16 protein-coding genes are annotated in these 19,678 nt (G+C 73.7%); 5 read left to right on the plus strand and 11 right to left on the minus strand.

The annotated features are described in order from the left end of the window. Positions 1 to 111 precede the first annotated feature (111 nt). A complete protein-coding gene (locus tag IEZ11_RS34930) occupies positions 112 to 1,284 on the minus strand; it encodes an NAD(+)/NADH kinase (protein ID WP_189267066.1) in 1,173 nt (390 codons plus the stop codon). Between the two features lie 79 nt (positions 1,285 to 1,363). Further along, positions 1,364 to 1,591 (minus strand): response regulator transcription factor, encoded by a 228-nt coding sequence (locus IEZ11_RS34935; RefSeq protein ID WP_189266975.1) that lies wholly within the window; start codon positions 1,589 to 1,591, stop codon positions 1,364 to 1,366. A gap of 291 nt (positions 1,592 to 1,882) precedes the next feature. On the opposite strand from IEZ11_RS34935, the gene IEZ11_RS34940 reads away from it, so the two are divergent. Then, complete coding sequence (locus IEZ11_RS34940; protein ID WP_189266976.1) at positions 1,883 to 4,291, plus strand: ATP-binding SpoIIE family protein phosphatase; 2,409 nt, start codon at positions 1,883 to 1,885, stop codon at positions 4,289 to 4,291. A gap of 38 nt (positions 4,292 to 4,329) precedes the next feature. On the opposite strand, the gene IEZ11_RS34945 is transcribed toward IEZ11_RS34940, so the two are convergent. The 4 genes from IEZ11_RS34945 to IEZ11_RS34960 form a co-directional block, all read right to left on the minus strand. Continuing rightward, positions 4,330 to 5,313, minus strand: a complete 984-nt coding sequence (locus IEZ11_RS34945; protein WP_189266977.1) for a serine/threonine-protein kinase — start codon at positions 5,311 to 5,313, stop codon at positions 4,330 to 4,332. Positions 5,314 to 5,394: 81 nt separating this feature from the next. Next, entirely contained in the window at positions 5,395 to 5,814 is a 420-nt protein-coding gene (locus IEZ11_RS34950) for a TIGR03668 family PPOX class F420-dependent oxidoreductase (protein WP_189266978.1), read from the minus strand. Positions 5,815 to 5,831: 17 nt separating this feature from the next. Further along, positions 5,832 to 6,473, minus strand: a complete 642-nt coding sequence (locus tag IEZ11_RS34955; protein ID WP_189266979.1) for a phosphoribosyltransferase — start codon at positions 6,471 to 6,473, stop codon at positions 5,832 to 5,834. A gap of 654 nt (positions 6,474 to 7,127) precedes the next feature. After that, positions 7,128 to 8,351 carry a cytochrome P450 gene (locus IEZ11_RS34960; RefSeq protein ID WP_189266980.1) on the minus strand — a complete coding sequence of 408 codons (1,224 nt, stop codon included), beginning with the start codon at positions 8,349 to 8,351 and terminating at the stop codon, positions 7,128 to 7,130. A gap of 205 nt (positions 8,352 to 8,556) precedes the next feature. Here IEZ11_RS34960 and IEZ11_RS34965 point away from each other — a divergent pair, with 205 nt between their 5' ends. Beyond that, the gene (locus IEZ11_RS34965; protein ID WP_189266981.1) at positions 8,557 to 8,997 is read left to right on the plus strand and encodes an SRPBCC family protein; all 441 of its coding nucleotides are present in this window, start codon (positions 8,557 to 8,559) and stop codon (positions 8,995 to 8,997) included. A gap of 115 nt (positions 8,998 to 9,112) precedes the next feature. Further along, on the plus strand, positions 9,113 to 9,766 hold the full coding sequence (locus IEZ11_RS34970; RefSeq protein WP_229713542.1) for a Crp/Fnr family transcriptional regulator: 654 nt from the start codon (positions 9,113 to 9,115) through the stop codon (positions 9,764 to 9,766). Positions 9,767 to 9,990: 224 nt separating this feature from the next. Here IEZ11_RS34970 and IEZ11_RS34975 read toward each other — a convergent pair whose 3' ends face one another. The 5 genes from IEZ11_RS34975 to IEZ11_RS34995 form a co-directional block, all read right to left on the minus strand. Continuing rightward, positions 9,991 to 11,148, minus strand: a complete 1,158-nt coding sequence (locus IEZ11_RS34975; protein ID WP_189266983.1) for an XdhC family protein — start codon at positions 11,146 to 11,148, stop codon at positions 9,991 to 9,993. 122 nt (positions 11,149 to 11,270) lie between these two features. Next, positions 11,271 to 12,731, minus strand: coding sequence for an NCS2 family permease (locus tag IEZ11_RS34980; protein ID WP_189266984.1), 1,461 nt, complete (start codon positions 12,729 to 12,731; stop codon positions 11,271 to 11,273). Between the two features lie 159 nt (positions 12,732 to 12,890). Next, positions 12,891 to 15,275, minus strand: a complete 2,385-nt coding sequence (locus IEZ11_RS34985) for a xanthine dehydrogenase family protein molybdopterin-binding subunit (protein WP_189266985.1) — start codon at positions 15,273 to 15,275, stop codon at positions 12,891 to 12,893. A gap of 5 nt (positions 15,276 to 15,280) precedes the next feature. Beyond that, entirely contained in the window at positions 15,281 to 15,856 is a 576-nt protein-coding gene (locus tag IEZ11_RS34990) for a (2Fe-2S)-binding protein (protein ID WP_189266986.1), read from the minus strand. Further along, positions 15,856 to 16,746 carry an FAD binding domain-containing protein gene (locus tag IEZ11_RS34995; protein WP_189266987.1) on the minus strand — a complete coding sequence of 297 codons (891 nt, stop codon included), beginning with the start codon at positions 16,744 to 16,746 and terminating at the stop codon, positions 15,856 to 15,858. The genes IEZ11_RS34990 and IEZ11_RS34995 overlap by 1 nt, the downstream gene beginning before the upstream one ends. A 373-nt stretch (positions 16,747 to 17,119) precedes the next feature. Between IEZ11_RS34995 and IEZ11_RS35000 the strand changes: the two genes are divergently transcribed. Then, entirely contained in the window at positions 17,120 to 18,793 is a 1,674-nt protein-coding gene (locus IEZ11_RS35000; protein WP_189266988.1) for a PucR family transcriptional regulator, read from the plus strand. 153 nt (positions 18,794 to 18,946) lie between these two features. Then, the coding region (locus IEZ11_RS35005) for a hypothetical protein (protein ID WP_189266989.1) at positions 18,947 to 19,678 on the plus strand (732 nt) is incomplete at its 3' end.

A 19,678-nucleotide genomic window follows, 5' to 3' on the forward strand; every position in this document is an offset into this window, starting at 1 on the left:
CGGAGCTCCCGTCCGCGGACCGTCCCTGGCGCCTTCCGCCGTACCGGCACACCCGGCCGGTCCACCCGCCGAGGACCCGGTCGAGCGTCAGTCAGGACGGGGAGTCGGCGGTCACGGGCTGTTGTGGCCTTCCCGCGCATGACGCGGGAGGTCCGGTTGTTCCAGCGCGGGGGCGGCACCGTCCTCACCGTCCACCGGGTCGGCGCACGGTTCCTTCGCCTCGGCGTACTCCGCGGACATCAGCGGCAGGGAGAGATGGGCCAGGTCGCCGGGCGGGGGCGTGCGCAGCGACCACAGGGGGGCGGGGGTCCCGTCGGCGACCGCGGCCGGGGCGTCGGTGAGGTTCATCCGCTCGCGCAGCCGGCCGTAGAAGTCCATCGGCGCGAGCCGCACCACCCGCAGCCGGGTCGGGGCGGCGTACACCCCGATCCAGTCCCCGGGGTCCAGCACACCGCGCACCTGCCCGTCGACGCTGACCGCGGCCTGCCCCGAACGTTCCAGGACGCGCAGGCCGACCGCCTCGTCGGGGGCCGTGACGACCGAGCGGTTGAACGCCATGTGCGGGGCGACCGGGGTGAAGACGAGGCCCTCCGCGCAGGGCGAGACGACGGGTCCGCCGGCGGCGAAGCTGTAGGCGGTCGAGCCGGTCGGCGTCGCCACCAGCAGCGCGTCCGCGGAGTAGGAGGCCAGCAGCCGGCCGGAGACGTAGACGCCGACGGAGACCTGGCGGTCCCGGGACAGCTTCTCCAGGACCACGTCGTTGACCGCGGTGACGTGCAGGGGGACGCCCCAGTCGATGTCCTCCTGGCAGTCCGTGCGCACCTGGGGCGGCGGCAGCAGCGGCCCGCGGCCGTACTGCATCAGCCGCCCCATGTCGGCCGGCACCTCCAGACGCCGGGAGGCGCGCATGGTGAGCAGCAGCCTGCTGTCGACGGTGTACCGGTCCTCGCGGATCGCGTCCAGCGCCTCCCGCACCGAGCAGACCGGCACCTCGGTCAGGAAGCCGACCCGGCCCAGGTCGACGCCGAGGACCAGCGCGTCGTTGCGGGCGGCGAGCCGGGCGCCGCGCAGGAAGGTGCCGTCCCCGCCGAGGGTGACGATCAGGTCGGGGTCGCCCGCGGCCGCGACCTCCTCGCCGGAGCTGTGCCGGCCGCCGTCGTGCCATACGTCGATGTCCGTGCACCGCACGTCGTGCTCCGCCGCCCACGCCCGTACGGTACGAGCCGCGTCCACCGCCTCCGCACGCCCGCCGTGCACCACCAGTCCGAGCCCGTTCACCGTCATCTCCGCCTCCAGGACACCGTGGCCGGCCGTTGCCTTCCACGCTGTCACGGGCGGGGTCGATCTGTCGGGCGGAGCGGGATCACAGTCCGAGGGAGATGGCCAGCCGGGTGAGCTCGGCGGTGGTGTTGATGTCGAGCTTGGCGCGGATCCGGCGCAGGTAGGCGTCGACCGTGTGCCGGGAGAGCCCCATCAGCCGGGCGGCCTGGAGGTAGGTGCAGCCCGCGGCGATGTGCTTCAGCGTCTCGCGCTCACGCGGGGCCAGCACGACGGCGGTCTCGGTGTGCTCGGTGAGTGCGACGGGGCTCATGAGGGGGTCCTTCGCGGGCGACGGATCGGGATCGGGCGGTACGGGACCGACCGGTACGAGATTGACCGGTACGAGATTGACCAATAGGTGCGATTTGTCCGTTTACAAAACCCTGACAACGCGACGTCATGGCACTGTCCGCCGACTGTCACAGGCGCGTCACAGGAACCGCCCGCGGGCGTGCCGCCGGGAGCCCAGGGGTGGCAGCGGCGGCGGATTGGTGCTCGGCGGCGGCCGGGACCATCCTGAGGGGAGAGCCGGCCGTGCAGGTTCCGCGAAGGATGAGCGGCGATGGAACGACGTCCCACCCCTCCCAGCCACCCGGCGCAGACCCACGCCGTACCGCCGGAGGTCCGCACCGCCGCGGTCACGGTCGACGAACGGGGCGTCGTGACCGGCTGGAGCGACGGGGCCCGGCTGCTGCTCGGCTATCCGCCCGCCGAGATCCTGGGGCAGCGGGCCGCCCGGCTGCTCGCCGGACCGGACCCGGACAGCTGGCGGAAGGCGGCCGCCGAACCGCGCTGGAGCGGGACCGCGGCACTGCGCCACCGGGACGGGCACCGGCTGGACCGGGACGTCCTGGTCCACCGCAGGCCCTCCGGCGAGCGGCCGGGCGGCACCGAGTGGCTGGTGGTGTCCGCCGTGACCGGCCCGGCCGCGGACTCGGCCGGCCGGGCGCTCGGCGAATGGGCCTTCCAGCAGTCGCCGTGCGTCTCCGCCGTCTTCGACGAGGAGCTGCGGCTGGCCCGCGCGAGCGTCACGACCCAGCGCACGCTGCATCTGGCGGAGGGGATGATGCGGGGGCTGCGGCTGACGGACATCGTGCCGAACGAGGGCAGCGCCGAGGCCGAGTCGAGGATGCGGCGGGTCCTGGACGGCGCCGGGCCCCAGGAGATCCGTCTCCACCTGGACCCGGCCGACCCGGAACGCACCTGGCACGCGTGGCTCATGCCGCTCGCGGACACCGGCGGCCGGGTGCGCGCGGTGGCCCTGACGGCCCACGCCGACCCGTCCCAGCAGCTGGTACGGCGCCGGATGCTGCTGCTCAGCGACGCCGGGGTGCGCATCGGCACCAGCTCCGACGTGCAGCGCACCGCGCGGGAGCTGGCCGAGGTCGCCGTCCCCGCCTTCGCCGACGAGTGCGCCGTCGACCTGCTGGACACTCCCCGGCACGGCACACCGCCGTCCGACGGCGTCGCCCTGCGCCGGGCCGCCGTGCGCTCGGTGCCCGACGGGCCGCCGCTCCCCGGGCCCTCCGGCGATGTGCTGCGCTGCCCGCCGTGGTCGCCGTCGGGCCGGTGCCTGGCCGAGGGGCGGGGCACGGTGTACCCGGGCGGCGACGAGGTCGTGAGCCGCTGGGCGCGGGAGGACCCGCAGGCCGCCGCGTGGGTCCTGGCGAGCGGGGCGCACTCGCTGATGGCGGTGCCGCTCAGGGCGGGCGACATCACGTTCGGCGTGGCCCTGTTCGCGCGGGGCGGGCGGACCGAGCCGTTCGACGCGGACGACCTGTGGCTGGCCGAACAGCTCGCGGCGCGCACGGCCACCAGCATCCAGGGCGCCGCGCACGTGCGGCGGCAGCACACCACCACCATGACGCTGCAACGCAGCCTGCTCCCCCAGACCCTGCCCCAGCAGGCGGCCCTGGACATCGCCACCCGCTATCTGCCCTCGGTCGGCCAGGCCGGGGTGGGCGGCGACTGGTTCGACGTCATCCCGCTGTCCGGGACCCGGGTGGCGCTCGTCGTGGGCGATGTCGTCGGCCACGGCATGCGGGCCGCCGCCACCATGGGCCGGGTCCGCACCGCCGTCCGCACCCTGGCCGACGTCGACCTGCCGCCCGACGAACTCCTCAGCCACCTCGACGACCTGGTCGTCCACCTCTCCGCCGAGGAGGCCGGCGACGGCGACGCCTCCGACACCGCCGGCGGCGTGGGCACCACCTGCCTGTACGGCGTGTACGACCCCGTCACCCGGCGGCTCTGCGTCGCGCGGGCCGGCCACCCGCCGCCCGCCGTGGTCACCTCGGGCGCCGTCCGCTTCCTCGACGTCCCGGCCGGCCCTCCGCTCGGCCTCGGCGGGCTGCCCTTCGAGTCGTACGAGACGGAGCTCCCCGAAGGGAGCCTGATCGCCCTCTACACCAACGGCCTGCTCGAACCCCGCGAGCACGACATCGACGACGCCCTCGACACGATGTTCGCCGCGCTCGCCCGCCCGGCCCAGAGCCTGGACACCGTCTGCGACCGGGTCCTGACGTCCATGCTCACCCATCGCCCCGACGACGACATCGCCCTGCTCGTCGCGCGCACCCGGGCCCTGCACGCCGACCGGGTCGCCACCTGGGAGCTGCCCTTCGACCTGGCCGCCGTGGCACAGGCCCGCAGACTCGCCACCGAGCAGCTGACCGTGTGGCAGCTGGAGGAGGCCGCGTTCATCACGGAGCTCGTCGTCAGCGAGATGGTCACCAACGCGTTCCGCTACGGCCGCCCGCCGGTCCGGCTCCGCCTGATCCACGACGACCACACCCTCACCTGCGAGGTCTTCGACTCCAGCAACACCGCCCCGCACATGCGACGGGCCCACACCTACGACGAGGGCGGCCGCGGGCTGCTCCTGGTGGGCCAGCTGACCCGGCGCTGGGGCACCCGGCACGCGGGCACCGGCAAGACCGTCTGGGCGGAGCAGTACCTCGCGGAGGGCTGAGGGGACCGGACCGGGGCGGTCGCGGGAGGAGCGGGCGGCTACCGGCGGAACACCGGGCGGGCCCAGGACGGCGGCTGCGAGGTGCGGGCGGCGTCCCGGCCGACGGTCGGGGGACCGTCGGCGTCCCGGTCCGCGGCCGGCTCCTCCGCCGTTTCCTCCGCCGTTTCCTCCGCCGGGCCGGTGCCGCCCGTGGCGTGTCTCAGCGCGCCCACGAACTCCAGGCAGGAGCCGTAGCGGTCCTCGGGGACCTTGGCCAGCGCCTGGGCGAACACGTCGTCGAACGCCGGGGGCAGCCCCGCCCGCACGTCGCTGAGCGCCGGCGGGGCGTCGTACTGGTGTGCCCACAGCAGCGCGATGTCCTCGTCCCGGACGAACGGCGGACCGCCGGCGAGCATCTCGAAGACCACGCAGGCGAGGCTGTAGAGGTCACAGCGGCCGTCCACCGGGCGCCCCGAGATCTGTTCCGGCGCCACGTAGTCCAGCGTGCCCACGAACTCGCCGACCGTCGTGAACCCGGTCAGCGACAGCGACTTCTTGGTGAGCCCGAAGTCGGTGAGGTAGACGTGCTCCGGGTGCTCGCTGTCCGTGCCCTGCGCCACCAGCACGTTGCCGGGCTTCACGTCCCGGTGCACCAGGCCGTGCTCGTGCGCCGCGTCCAGCGCGGAGGCGACCTGGGCCGCGATCCGCAGCACCGCGTCCACCGGCAGCACACCCTCCTTGTCCAGCAGCGCGCGCAGGTCGGGACCCGACACGTAACGCATCGCGATGTACAGCACGCCGTCCGTCTCGCCGGCCTCGAAGATCGGCACGATGTGGGGGTGGTCGAGGGCGGCGGCGACCCGTGACTCATGGGTGAAGCGGCGCCGGAAGGTGTCGTTGCGGGCCATCTCGGGGGCCAGCAGCTTCAGCGCGACGGTCCGGTCCAGACGCAGGTCCTTGGCACGGTAGACGACGGCCATGCCGCCGCGCCCGATCTCGCCCTCGACCTCGTAACCCGAGATGCGCGTCGCCATCACCCGCATCGTATCCAGGGGTGCGCCGCCCGCGCGAAACGGCGACGGGCGGAGACGGGCGAGGACCCCCGGCCGAAGGGGTACGACAGGTCACGGAGGCGCCGCCTGCCAGCCGGTCCAGCGCGACACGGTGACGAGGACGACCGCGGCGTCCGGGGGCCGCTCCCGGTACTGCGGGTACTTCGCGCACAGCGGCTCGACGACGGCCGCGTCGGCGGGAACCACCCGCGCGTCGCCGTCCGCCCGGACCCACCACAGACGGTCCCAGTTCTCGTCGTACGCGTCCGCGAGCAGGCACACGGCCGGCCGCGCGGCGATGTTGCGCAGCCGCTTGAGGCGGGGCGTGGTCTTGGGTTTGTGGTCCACGGCGGTGACGATCCCGTCCGGGCCGTAGCGCGCGAAGACGACCGGCACCAGATGGGGGCGCCCGTCCGCGTCCACCGTCGCGAGCCGGGCCACCCGCGCCGCGGCGAACCGCCGCCGTGCCTCGTCCCACGCCAGCTCCGGCACCGGACCGCCGCCCCCCGTCAGGTCCCGCGCAGCGCGTCGAGCACGTCGGCGTCCGTCAGCTGCTCGAAGTCGTCGTACCACTGCCCCACCGCGCTGAAGCGGGCCGGCCGGCAGGGGCAGACGACCAGGTCGGCCTCGGCGGCGAGGGCGGCGAGGGAGTCGGGCGCGCCGACCGGGACGGCCAGCACGGTCCGGGCGGGGCCCCGGCCCCGTACGTGGCGCAGGGCGGCTCGGGCGGTGGAGCCGGTGGCGAGACCGTCGTCGACGACGATCACGGTACGGCCGCGCAGGTCGGGTGCCGGCCGGCCCTCCCGGTAGCGGCGCTCGCGGCGGCGCAGTTCCCGCCGCTCCCGCTCCACCACGGGGGCCAGGGACTCCTCGCTCAGGCCCAGGTGGGCGAGGGTCGCCGGGTCGAGCAGCGGCGGGTCGTCCCCGGCGATCGCGCCGACGCCGAACTCCTCCTGGTGCGGGGCTCCGATCTTGCGTACGACGAGCACGTCGAGCGGGGCCGAGAGCTCCCGCGCGACCTCCGCGGCGACGGCCGCCCCGCCCCGGGGCAGGGCCAGCACGATCGGGTCCGGCAGCGCACCCTCGTCGCGCAACCCACCCAGCACGACGGCGAGTTCACGGCCGCCGTGCGCGCGGTCCCGGTAGCGCATGGGTCGTCCTCTCCGGCCGGGGCGGCTCCCCTTCTCCATGGTCACACCGGGCCCGGACCCCCGCATCGGAGAACCCGGACGAGAAGGGAAAAGGGGGAAGACGGCGGTTCGGGCGCCGGCGGGCGAGGTCGTGTCGTGTCGACCCATGCGCAGCCCGGCAGGGGCAGTGCCGACGAGACGGAGGCGACGATCGGGAACCCGGACAGCCAATGTCCGAACCACCGATGTCCGGACCGCCGGGAGCCGGGAGCCGGGAGCCGAAAGGCGGAAGGCGGAAGGCGGAAGGCGAGAGCCGGGAGGCGAGAGCCGGGAGGCGAGAGCCGGGAGCCGAAAGGCGGAAGGCGGAAGGCGGAAGGCGGCAGGCGAGAGCCGGGAGGCGAGAGCCGGAAGCCGGGAGCCGAAAGGCGGGCGGCAGGCAGGCGGCAGGCGGCAGGCGGCAGGCGGCAGGCGGCAGGCGGAGCGTGGCCGGAGTGGGGCCGGAGTGGGGTGTGGTCGTGAAGGAGCGCATGACCGACGACTCGGCGTCGGCCGGGAGGCGGGTCCTGGACCGGGCCTCCCGGGACGGTGGCGTCCCGCCGTACGACCTGTACCCGGCGGAGCCGAGCCGGGCAAGGTGTGCCGGTCCCGGCGGTACTGCCGTTGCCCCTGGGGCGCCTACCAGGTGAGGTGCAGCTCCTCGGGTGAGCGGTGGATCATCGTCGGCCGCATGGTGACCGGGCGCTCCGCCGCGAGCCGCAGGTCCGGCAGCCGGCGCGTCAGTTCCCCCACCGTGACACGGAGTTGCTCGCGGGCCAGCTGGGCGCCGACGCAGGCGTGCGCGCCGAAGCCGAAGGCGAGGTGGCGGGCCGGGGTGTCCCGGGTGATGTCGAACGTGTCGGGGCGGGGATGGCACGAGGCATCCCGGTTGGCCGCGCCGAAGGCGACGAACAGGTCGGCCCCGGCCGGGAGTTCGGTGCCCGCCAGGGTGACCGGGCGGGTGGTGGTCCGCCGGAAGCCCTGGAGCGCCCCGTCGTAGCGGGCGGCCTCCTCGACGGCCGCCGGGATCAGGTCGGGACGCTCGCGGAGCAGTTCCCACTGGCGCCGGTGACCGAGCAGGTGCAGGACGGTGGTGCCGATCAGCGCGGTCGTGGTCAGGTGCCCGGCGATCAGCAGGTTCTGGAGGTGGGCGACCGCCTCGTGGCGCTGCTCCAGGGGGAGTTCGGGGTGGCCGGGTTCGGAGACGGAGGCGACGATCTCCGTGGCCAGGTCCTCCCGGGGGTGGGTGTAGCGGTCGCGGGCGCAGCGGTCGAGGACGTGCTGCATGGCGACGACGTCCTCGGCGGCGGCGATCTGCCCGGCCTCCGGCAGCGGCCGGAACAGCAGTTCCTCCGCGCGCCGCCCGCCGTGCACGACGAGGGGCACGTCGGCCGGGTCGAGGCCGACGATCCGGCCGATCACCTCGCCCGGCAGCCGGGTGGCGTAGGCGGACATCAGCTCCACCCCGCCGTCCGCCACGAACCCGTCGACGAGGGCGGCGGCGCGCTCACGGGCGTACGGTACGGCCGCGGCGACCCGGGCCGGTGACAGCGCCCGCACCAGCGGCGCGCGCAGGCGCTGGTGCCGTTCGCCGTCCGAGGTGACCACGACCGGCCGGCCGCCGAAGCCGCCGCCGAGCACCGCCAGCGCGGCGGGCGCGGGCATGACGTCCGGCCGTAACGCGCCGGCGGACGAGAAGTCCGCGGTGCGGCGCAGCACTTCGCGGACGTCGGCGTCCCTGGCCACCAGCCAGGCGTCCAGTTCGGGCACCCGCACGAGCCCCTGCGCCGCCCGCGCCCGCGCGTAGTGCGGATAGGGATCGCGCATCAGGTCGTCGAGCCTGTCGTGCAGTTCGTGTTCCACGAGATGCCCCCCGGGACGACGACGGCGGTACGGACCGCGCTCATGGTGCCGCACCACCGTGCCGCTCCGACAGGGCCGGGTACGACAAGACCGGTGCGGCGCGTCGTGCGCCGGAGCGCTCCGGTCCGGTTCGGACGCGTCCGTGCATCCTGTGAACACCGGGTGTGCGACGCGCGGACGGTGGCAGGTTCCCTACGATCGTGCCGTGGTCAATTTCCTCCTGCAGCGGACCGCTCCGCTGCCGATCGACGAGGCGTGGCGCAGGCTCACGGACTGGTCGCGGCATGCCGACGTGGTCCCGCTGACCCGGATCAGCGTGCTCACCGATCCCCCGACCCACGAGGGCACGGTCTTCGTGGCCCGGTCCGGGTTCGGGCCGCTGTCGTTCGACGATCCCATGGAGGTGACCGTCTGGGAGCCCCCGCGGGACGGCGGCTCCGGCCGGTGCCGGCTGGTCAAGCACGGCCGGGTGGTGCTCGGCTGGGCCGAACTGGAGGTGCACCCGGGGCCCGGCGGCCGTACCCGGGTGGTCTGGCACGAGGAGCTGCGGATCCGGGGGCTGCCGTCGCTCTTCGACCCGCTGGTGCGCCGGACCTCCCGGGCCGTGTTCGGGCGGGCGGTCAACTCACTGCTCCGGCGGCCCTGACCGCACTGCCGTACGACCGGCGGTCCGCCCCTTGGCAGAGCCCGGCCGCACGATGGACAGTGGCCGTCCGGTGCCGAACCGTCACCGGAGGTCGACGCGGCCGGGAGGCTCGGCGGTGGTGTTCTTCACGCCCGGGGAAGTGAAGCTGTTACGGGAGGCCGGGCACCCGCGCGGCTGGGCCCGCGGCGAGGTGCTGATGCGGGAGGGCGAGGCGGCCCACTCCGTCGTCCTGCTCACCGACGGCCTGGTCAAGGTGACGGTCGACTCGGCCAACGGCTACACCAGTCTGCTGGCCCTGCGCGGCCCCGGTGAACTCCTCGGCGAGTTCTCCAGCATCGACGGCCGGCCCCGGGGCGCGACGGTCACCGCGATGCGCCGCACGACGGGGCTGGTCGTGGCCTCGGACGCCTTCGTACGGCTCCTGGAACGCGACCCCGGTCTCTGTCTGTCGGTGCTGCGCAGTGTGGTGGGCCGGATCCGGGACTCCGACGGGCTGCGCGCCGAACAGGGCGCCCGCACCACCCGCGCCCGGGTCGCCGGACTGCTGGTGAAGCTCGCCGTCCGGTACGGCTCGGCCGCCCCGGAGACCCTGCCCGGAGCCGTCACCGTACAGGTCAACCAGCATGAACTGGCCGCCGCCAGCGGGGCGTCCAGGGAGTCCGTGGTGCGCTGTCTGCGGGCGATGCAGCAGGAGGGCCTGGTGGCCACCCGGCGCGGCCGCACCGTCGTGCTCGACCTGGCGGGACTGCGGCGCTGGGCCGAGGAGTGAGCGGGCGCGGCGAACGGGCGCGGTGAACGGGCGCGGGGCGCCGACGTACGTGCGGCCCGCTCGCATGGGAACGGAACTCCGCGCGCCGAATGCGTCATCTGACGCTGTACGGCGGCGGTGAAGGCGTTTCCATCGTCCCCTGGCGCCCGGACCGGTACGACTGAATCGGGGGAACGGACCGGGCGCTTTGGGGGAGCACGCCGGAATGGCCGTCAGAGGGGGAGCTAGGCCACCGACCCGATCCGCCGCGCCGGGGCCTGCGAAGACGTCACGTCGTGGTGGATCGGGGTGTGCCCGCCGGTCAGGGAGACCCCGCTGCCGCCCCTGCGGTTCGCGACGATCTCGGCCGCGATCGACAGCGCGGTCTCCTCGGGCGTACGGGCGCCCAGGTCGAGGCCGATGGGTGACCGGAGGCGGGCCAGCTCCAGCTCCGTGACACCGACCTCGCGCAGCCGCTCGTTGCGGTCCAGGTGGGTACGGCGGGAGCCCATCGCGCCGACGTAGGCCACCGGGAGGCGGAGGGCGAGCCGCAGCAGCGGGACGTCGAACTTGGCGTCGTGGGTGAGCACGCACAGCACGGTACGGCCGTCGACCCGGGCGCGCTCCAGGTACCGGTGGGGCCACTCGACGACGATCTCGTCGGCCTCCGGGAAGCGGGTCCTCGTCGCGAAGACGGGGCGCGCGTCGCACACCGTGACCTGGTAGCCGAGGAACTTACCGACCCGGACCAGCGCGGACGCGAAGTCGATCGCGCCGAAGACGATCAGCCGGGGCGGCGGTACGGACGACTCGACCAGCACCGTGAGCGGTGCTCCGCACCGAGAGCCCTGCTCTCCGATCTCCAGGGTGCCGGTGCGGCCCGCGTCGAGGTAGGCGGCCGCCTCGGCGGCGACCGTGCGGTCCAGCTCGGGGTGGGCGCCGAAGCCGCCCTCGTGGGAACCGTCGGCGTCCACCAGGAGGGCTCGGCCCAGCAGCTCCGCGGGCCCGGTGACGATCCGCGCGAGGGCCGCCGCGGCCCCGCGCGCGGCGGCGGCCAGCGCGGCCGCGACCACCGGCCGGGCGGGGTCGGCCGCCCGTACCGGGGTGACGAGGATGTCGATGACGCCGCCACAGGTCAGGCCGACGGCGAAGGCGTCCTCGTCGCTGTACCCGAAGCGCTCCAGGACGGTCTCCCCGTCCGCCAGCGCCTGCCGGCACAGCTCGTACACGGCCCCCTCCACACACCCGCCGGAGACCGAACCGACGGCGGTGCCCTCGCTGTCGACCGCGAGCGCCGCGCCCGGCTGCCGCGGGGCACTCCCGCCGACGGCCACCACCGTGGCCACGGCGAAGTCCCGCCCGTCGGCGACCCACCGATTCAACTCCTCGGCAACGTCCAGCATGTCTCGGTCTCCTCGAACGGGGTCAGGTACAGGCGCCCCCGAAGGGGCGCGGGGAACTGCGCGACCAGCCACAGCGAACCCGCGGACGACAACCGGCACGTCTCGGCTGATCCAGCGGAGCGCTACCGCACGCCCAGCCACCCCTCGATGGGATGGAGTGCGAAATAGACCAGGAAGATGCCTGTCAGGCCCCACATGAATGCCCCGATCTCCCGGGCCCTGCCCTGAGCTGCCGTGATGGCGGTGTACGAGATCACCCCCGCGGCCACACCGGCGGTGATCGTGTAGGTGAAGGGCATCAGGACGACCGTCAGGAACACCGGGACGGCGGTGGCCCGGTCGGCCCAGTCCACGTGCCGGGCGTTCATCAGCATCATCGCGCCGATGACCACGAGCGCCGCCGAGGCGACCTCCTGCGGCACGATCGCGGTGAGCGGGGTGAAGAACAGGCAGGCCGCGAAGAGGAGTCCGGTCACGACCGAGGCCAGGCCCGTGCGGGCGCCCTCGCCGACGCCCGTCGCCGACTCGATGAAGACCGTCTGGCCGGAGCCGCCCGCCACTCCCCCGATCGCGCCGCCCGCGCCGTCGATGAACAGCGCCTTGGACAGGCCCGGCATCCGGCCCTGGTCGTCGGCCAGCTTCGCCTCGGTGCCGACGCCGATGATGGTGGCCATCGCGTCGAAGAACCCGGCGAGCACCAGGGTGAAGACGATCAGCGCCACCGTCATCGCGCCGACCTTGCCCCAGCCGCCGAACGCGATGTGCCCGAAGAGCGAGAAGTCCGGCATGGAGACGGCGGAGCCGTGCAGTTCGGGGGCGGCGCCACCGGCCCACTGCCTGGGGTCGACGACCCCGGCCGCGTTCAGGATCGCGGCCGCCACCGTGCCGCCGACGATGCCGATCAGGATCGCGCCGGGGACGTTCCGGGCCTGGAGCATGAAGATCAGCAGCAGGGTGGCGGCGAAGAGCAGCACCGGCCAGCCGGACAGTTCGCCCGCGGGACCGAGGGTGACCGGGGTGGCCCTGCCCTGGTGCACGAAGCCGGACTTGTAGAAGCCGATGAGGGCGATGAACAGGCCGATGCCCATGGTGATGCCGTGTTTGAGCGCGAGCGGGATCGCGTTCATGATCATCTCACGGAGGCCGGTGACGACCAGCAGCATGATGACGACGCCGTACAGCACGCACATGCCCATCGCCTGCGGCCAGGTCATCTGCGGGGCGACCTGCGAGGAGAGCACGCCGGAGACGGACAGGCCGGCGGCGAGCGCGAGCGGCACCCTGCCGACGAAGCCCATCAGCAGCGTGGTGAAGGCCGCGGCGGACGCCGTCGCGGTGATCAGCGCCTGCCTGCCGAGGGTGTCCCCGGCCACGTCCCTGCCGGACAGGATCAGCGGGTTGAGCAGGAGGATGTACGCCATCGCCATGAAGGTGGTGACGCCGCCGCGCACTTCACGCGCGACGCCGGATCCTCGCCGGGAGATGTGGAAGTACTGGTCGAGCCAGGACCGTCCGGCCGGGACGCGGGTGCCTTCTCCCGCGTCCTCGGCCGTCGCCGTGGGTTTGAGTGACTGCTGGGTCATGGTGCCGTCTCCCAAGGTTCACAGGGGCCCCGCGCGGGCCGGTCGCCTCCGGCGACGCACGGGATCTGGGAAGTGCATGACCCGGGGGACGGCCCGGTGGTGCACGCTTCTGGGGTCCGGCGCCGGGGAGTCGAGCAACTGCCCGGCGCCACCGTGGTGTCACGCGTCGGCTGTCAGATGCTCCGGGCGTACCGGCGTCCGGTTCAGCTCCAGGCCCGTCGCGTCGCGGATCGCCGCGAGGACCGCCGGAGTCGACGACAGCGTCGGTGCCTCGCCGATGCCGCGCAGCCCGTACGGCGCGTGGTCGTCGGCGAGTTCGAGGACGTCGACCGGGATGGTCGGCGTGTCGAGGATGGTGGGGATCAGGTAGTCCGTGAAGGACGGGTTCCTGACCTTCGCGGTCTTCGGGTCGACGATGATCTCCTCCATCACCGCGATGCCCAGGCCCTGGGTGGTACCGCCCTGGATCTGGCCGACGACGGAGAGCGGGTTGAGCGCCTTGCCGACGTCCTGGGCGCAGGCCAGCTCGATCACCTTGACCAGGCCCAGTTCGGTGTCCACCTCGACGACCGCGCGGTGCGCGGCGAAGCTGTACTGGACGTGTCCGTTGCCCTGCCCGGTGTGCCGGTCGAAGGGCACGGTCGCCCGGTGCCGCCACTCCGCCTCGATCTCCACGGCCTCGTCGCCGAGGACGTCCACCAGGCCGGCGAGCACCTCACCGCCGTCGGTGACGACCTTGCCGCCCTCCAGGAGCAGCTCGGCGGTGGCCCAAGCGGGGTGGTACGTACCGAACTTGCGCCGGCCCAGTGCCAGGACCTGCTCGCGGACCAGCTCGCAGGAGTGCTTCACGGCGCCGCCGGTGACGTACGTCTGCCGCGAGGCCGAGGTCGAACCGGCCGAGCCCACCTGGGTGTCGGCAGGGTGGATGGTCACCTGTGCCACGCCGAGCTCGGTGCGCGCGATCTGCGCGTGGACGGTCACCCCGCCCTGCCCGACCTCGGCCATCGCGGTGTGCACGACGGCGACGGGCTCGCCGCCGACGACCTCCATGCGCACCCGTGCGGTGGAGTAGTCGTCGAAGCCCTCGGAGAAGCCGACGTTCTTGATGCCGACCGCGTAGCCGATGCCGCGGACGACGCCTTCGCCGTGCGTGGTGTTGGACAGACCGCCGGGCAGCTGCCGTACGTCGGCGCCCTCGCTGCTCTCCCACTGGCGCTCGGGCGGAAGGGGCATCGCCTTGACCCGGCGCAGGAGTTCGGCGACCGGGGCGGGCGAGTCGACCGGCTGCCCGGTCGGCATGACCGTCCCCTGCTCCATGGCGTTCAGCTGCCTGAACTCCACCGGGTCCATGCCGAGTTGCTGCGCGACCTTGTCCATCTGCGCCTCGTAGGCGAAGCACGCCTGGACCGCGCCGAAGCCGCGCATCGCGCCGCACGGCGGGTTGTTGGTGTAGAGGGCGATGGCCTCGATGTCGACGTCGTCGACGACGTACGGGCCGATGCCGAGCGAGGAGGCGTTGCCGACGACGGCCGGGGAGGCGGAGGCGTAGGCGCCGCCGTCGAGGACGATCCGGCATTTCACATGCGTCAGCCTGCCCTCGCTCGTCGCCCCGTGCTCGTAGTAGAGGCGGGCCGGGTGGCGGTGGACGTGGCCGAAGAAGGACTCGAAGCGGTTGTAGACGATCTTCACCGGTTTGCCGGTGCGCAGGGCCAGCAGGCAGGCGTGGATCTGCATCGACAGGTCCTCGCGGCCGCCGAACGCGCCGCCGACGCCGGACAGCGTCATCCGCACCTTGTCCTCGGGCAGGCCGAGCACCGGGGCGATCTGGCGCAGGTCGGAGTGGAGCCACTGGGTGGCGATGTAGAGGTGGACGCCGCCGTCCTCCTCGGGGATCGCGAGCCCGGACTCGGGGCCGAGGAAGGCCTGGTCCTGCATGCCGAACCGGTACTCGCCCTTGACGATGACAGCGGCGCGCCTGGCGGCCTCGTCGGCGTCGCCGCGGACGATCGGCTGGCGGTGGACGATGTTCGGGTGCGAGACGTGGCCGATGTGGTGGTCGTCGCGGTTCTCGTGGACGAGGACCGCGTCCGGCGCGGTGGCGGAGGCCTCGTCGGTGATCACCGGGAGCTCCCGGTACTCGACCTTGATCTTCGCGGCGGCGCGGCGGGCGGTCTCCGGGTGGTCGGCGGCGACGATCGCGACCGGCTCGCCGTGGTGGCGCACCTTGCCGTGCGCGAGGACCGGGGTGTCCTGGATCTCCAGGCCGTAGTTCTTCACCTCGGTGGGGAGGTCGTCGTAGGTCATCACGGCGTAGACGCCGGGCTGGGCGAGGGCCTCGCCGGTGTCGATGGACACGATCTCGGCGTGGGCGACCGGCGAGCGGAGGATCTGGCCCCAGAGCATGTCCTCGTGCCACATGTCCGACGAGTACGCGAACTCGCCGGTGACCTTCAGGATGCCGTCCGGGCGGAGCGTCGACTCGCCGATGCCGCCCCTGGTCTGCGAGCCCTGGGTGATCCTGGTGGGGGCGCCGTTGGTGGGCATCCGGCTCAGACCGCCTCTCCCTGCCGGGCGGCCGCGAGGCGGACCGCGTCCATGATCTTCTCGTAGCCGGTGCAGCGGCACAGGTTGCCCGACAGCGCCTCGCGGATGTCCGCGTCGCTCGGGTTGGGGTTGCGCTCCAGCATCTCGTCGGCGGCGACCAGCAGACCCGGGGTGCAGAATCCGCACTGGACGGCACCGGCGTCGATGAACGCCTGCTGGATCGGCGAGAGTTCGGTGCCCTCGGCGGCCCGGGAATCGGAGGCCGGCTTGGCCTGCCAGCCCTTGGCGGCGTCAAGTGACGTACCGCAGGCGGTCGTTGCGCACGACCGTTCCCTGGCGTAGTCGGCCAGCCCCTCCACGGTCACGACCTCCCGCCCCTCCGCCTGCCCCGCCGCGACCAGACACGCGCACACGGGTACGCCGTCCAGCCGGACGGTGCACGACCCGCACTCCCCCTGCTCACACGCGTTCTTGGAACCGGGCAGGCCGAGCCGCTCCCGCAGCACGTACAGCAGGGACTCGCCCTCCCAGACGTCGTCGGCTTCCTGCGGGCGTCCGTTGACGGTGAAGTTGACGCGCATCAGGCGACACTCCCCTTCTGCCGAGTGGTGCCGCGGTACGACTCCCAGGTCCAGGTGAGCGTCCGGCGGGCCATCACGCCGACCGCGTGGCGGCGGTAGCTCGCGGTGCCCCGGACGTCGTCGATCGGGTTGCAGGCGGCGGCGCACAGGTCCGCGAACCGCTTGGCGACCGACGGGGTGATGATCTTCCCGTTGTCCCAGAAGCCGCCCTCGTCGAGCGCCGCGTCCAGGAACTCCTCGGCGGTCCTCGCGCGCACCGGCGTCGGGGCGGCCGAGCCGATCCCGGTACGGACCGTGCGCGTCCGCGGGTGCAGGGCGAGCCCGAAGGCGCACACGGCGATGACCATCGCGTTGCGCGTACCCACCTTCGAGTACTGCTGCGGGCCGTCGGCCTTCTTCACGTGCACCGCGCGGATCAGCTCGTCGGGCGCGAGGGCGTTGCGCTTCACACCGGTGTAGAACCCGTCGATCGGGATGAGCCGGGTGCCGCGCACCGACTCGGCCTCGACCTCGGCGCCCGCCGCGAGCAGCGCCGGGTGGGCGTCACCGGCCGGGGAGGCGGTGCCGAGGTTGCCGCCGACGCCGCCGCGGTTGCGGATCTGCGGGGAGGCGACCGTGTGCGAGGCGAGGGCGAGGCCCGGCAGTTCGGCGCGCAGGTTCTCCATGATCCGGGTGTACGGGACGGAGGCGCCGAGCCGTACGCTCTCCTCGCCGACCTCCCATTCGTAGAGATCGCCGATGCGGTTGAGGTCGAGGAGGTACTCGGGCCGCCGGTGATCGAAGTTGATCTCGACCATCACATCGGTGCCACCCGCGATCGGCACTGCGGTGGGGTGCTCGGCCTTCGCGGCGAGCGCCTCCTCCCAGCTGGCGGGGCGAAGGAAGTCCATGACCGGCTCTCTTCTTCGTCTCGTGAGTCTCGTGAGTCGTGCGGATTGAGCCAATCCGTGTGCGGCGGGCCCGGCTCGTTCATGTCCTGTTCACGCGGAACGAGGTCAGTACACCGCCCGTTGCTCCAGCGGGGTCAGTCACTGAAACCATGAAGGAGTTGGCTGGCCAGCACGGGCATCTTGTAGATTCGTATGAACGGGGGTCATCGGTTACCTCCTGGTCTTCCTGTGGAAACGCAGGAAACGCCCTGACAGCCATCGGTTGCGGCCCGGCAACCCTCGGTGACGGTCCGTGGACCCGCCCGTCCGGGCGCCCCACCACGGCCCTTCACGATTCATCGTAGATTTCGAGACACAGAACGGCGGCGACGAGATGCGGCTGCGCGCACTGCTGGACACCGATGCGCTGGGCCTGCGGCTGCTCGGCGGCGAGGACGAGCTGGACCGTACCGTGCGCGGGGTCATGACCACCGACCTGCGCGATCCCAGCCGCTACCTGTCCGGCGGTGAGCTGGTGCTGACGGGCCTGGCCTGGCGCCGGGACGCGGCGGACTCAGAGCCTTTCGTACGACTCCTGGTGCAGGCCGGGGTGGTCGCGCTGGCGGCCGGCGAGGCGGAGCTGGGCAATGTCCCGGACGATCTGGTGGTGGCCTGCGCGCACCACCGCCTCCCGCTCTTCGCGGTCCATGAGTCGGTTGCTTTCGCGACGATCACCGAGCATGTCGTCCGGCAGGTCAGCGGCGAGCGGGCCGGGGACCTGGCGGCCGTCGTGGACCGGCACCGGCGGATGATGACCTCGGGCCCGGCGGGCGGCGGCCCGGACGTGGTCCTGGACCTGCTCGGCTCCGACCTCGACCTGCGCGCCTGGGTGCTGTCCCCGGCCGGCCGCCTGATCGCGGGCTCCAAGGTGTCGGGGCCCGCGCTGCCCGCCGACGCCTGCGCCGGGCTGGCCGCCGAACACCTGGCCGCCACCCGCACCGGCCGGCGCGGCCCGCACCGCGTCCTGCTCGACGGCACGGTCTACTCCGTGTTCCCGATCCGGTCCGGCGGCCGTTCCCCGCAGGGCGCCCGGGACGTACGCGAGACCGTGCTGTCGGACTGGCTGCTGGCGGTCGAGGCGGACGCCGGCGACTGGCCGGAGGAGCGGCTGGACCTGCTCCAGGGCGTCACCCAGCTGATCGCCGTCGAGCGCGACCGCCGGGACGCGGCCCGCACGGTGCGGCGCAGGCTCGCGCAGGAGGTCCTCGAACTGGTCCAGGCCGGTGCGGCCCCGGCCGAGATCGCGGCCCGGCTGCGGGTGGCCGCCCCGGTCCTGGTGCCGGGCCTGGGCGCGGCCCCGCACTGGCAGGTGGTCGTCGGCCGCGTCGAGTGGGCCGGCGGGGAGGTCGAGGGCGGCCCGGTCGCCCAGTCCCTCCTGGAGGAGATCCTGGTCGACCCGCTGGCCACCGGCCCGGAGCCGTCCGACCGCATAGCGGTGGCGCACACCGGCGACGAGGCGATCGCCCTGGTCCCGCTGCCCGCCGTGGTCACCGAGCACGACGGCTCGGAGTACGGCATCCACGCCGACGTACTCCTGGAGTCGGTGCGGGGGCCGTTGTCGGCGGGCCTGGACGACGACGGCCGGGTCACCCTCGGCGTCAGCGCGGCCGTGCACTCGGCGGAGGGGCTGCGCGGCGCCCTGGAGGAGGCCCGGCACGCCCGCCGGGTGGCCGCCGCCCGCACCGGCCGGGTCTGCGCGGCCGGCCACCAGGAGCTGGCCTCGCACGTCCTGCTGCTCCCCTTCGTCCCCGACGACGTGCGCCGCGCCTTCACCGCCCGGCTGCTGGACCCCCTGCGGGACTACGACCGCCGCCACCGCGCCGAGCTGATCCCCACCCTTGAGGCGTTCCTCGACTGCGACGGCTCCTGGACCCGCTGCGCCACCCGTCTCCACCTGCACGTCAACACGCTGCGCTATCGCGTGGGGAGGATCGAGCAGTTGACGGGCCGGGACCTGTCCCGGCTGGAGGACAAACTCGATTTCTTCTTGGCATTGCGGATGAGCTGAGGTCACGCGGGCGTGCGACCGGCTCGTGCCAAGTGCGGTCGCCGTCCCACGACTTTGTGAAATTATTCACCCACCCTCTTGGCCCCGCGCGGCGATCGGTGCTGGAATGCGGCCACCACTTCACTGCTCGACGGCGCGCTAGGGGAGGGCAACGTGGCGTACTCCGCCATGTCTGGGAACGGAACGACCGCTGGTGACGATCCGCTCCAGACCGCGGTATGGCGGCTGCGCTCGCGGGCCTGCTGGGCCGACGCGGCGGCCCTGCTGCCGCCGGACACCCCGGCGTACTCGCTGCAACGGGCGGGGCTGATGGTCGAGCGGTGCCTGTACACCGAGCGGGGCTGGGAGGAGGCCGAGGACGCGCTGCGGACGGCGGAGGCGGTGGCCAGGACCGACGAGGAGCGGGGGGCGGCGGCCTGCGAGCGGGGCCAACTCGCCTACGCGGCCACGCTGCACGGCGTGCGGGACCGGGCCGACGAGGCGCGTGCGGCGCTCGGACGGGCGGCGGCGCTGATCCCTCCGGGGGCGCCGGGCCGGGCCCTGCTCGACTTCCGCCGGGGCCTGCTGGCGGAGAACCTCACCCGCTCCCCGCAGGCGGCCCGCGCCGCCTATCGCCGCGCCCATGCCGCCGCCACCGCCCACGCCGACCCGCTCCTGCTCTCCTTCACCTGGCGGCATCTGGCCGGACTTGCGCTGCGGGAAGGGGAGTTGGCGGAGGCACGGCACGGTTTCGCGGAGTCGCTGCGGATCCGGGAGGAACTGGGCTACCTGGTGGGCACGGCCCCGGCCCTCGCCTCCCTCGCCGACACGGAGTCCGAACCGGAGGCGTCCCGCCTGCGCGAGGAGGCAGGCCGCCTGTTCCGCCTCCTGGGCGGCGTCCCGACC

It is taken from the genome of Streptomyces fuscichromogenes (assembly GCF_014645815.1).
Taxonomy (GTDB): Bacteria; Actinomycetota; Actinomycetes; order Streptomycetales; family Streptomycetaceae; genus Streptomyces; species Streptomyces fuscichromogenes.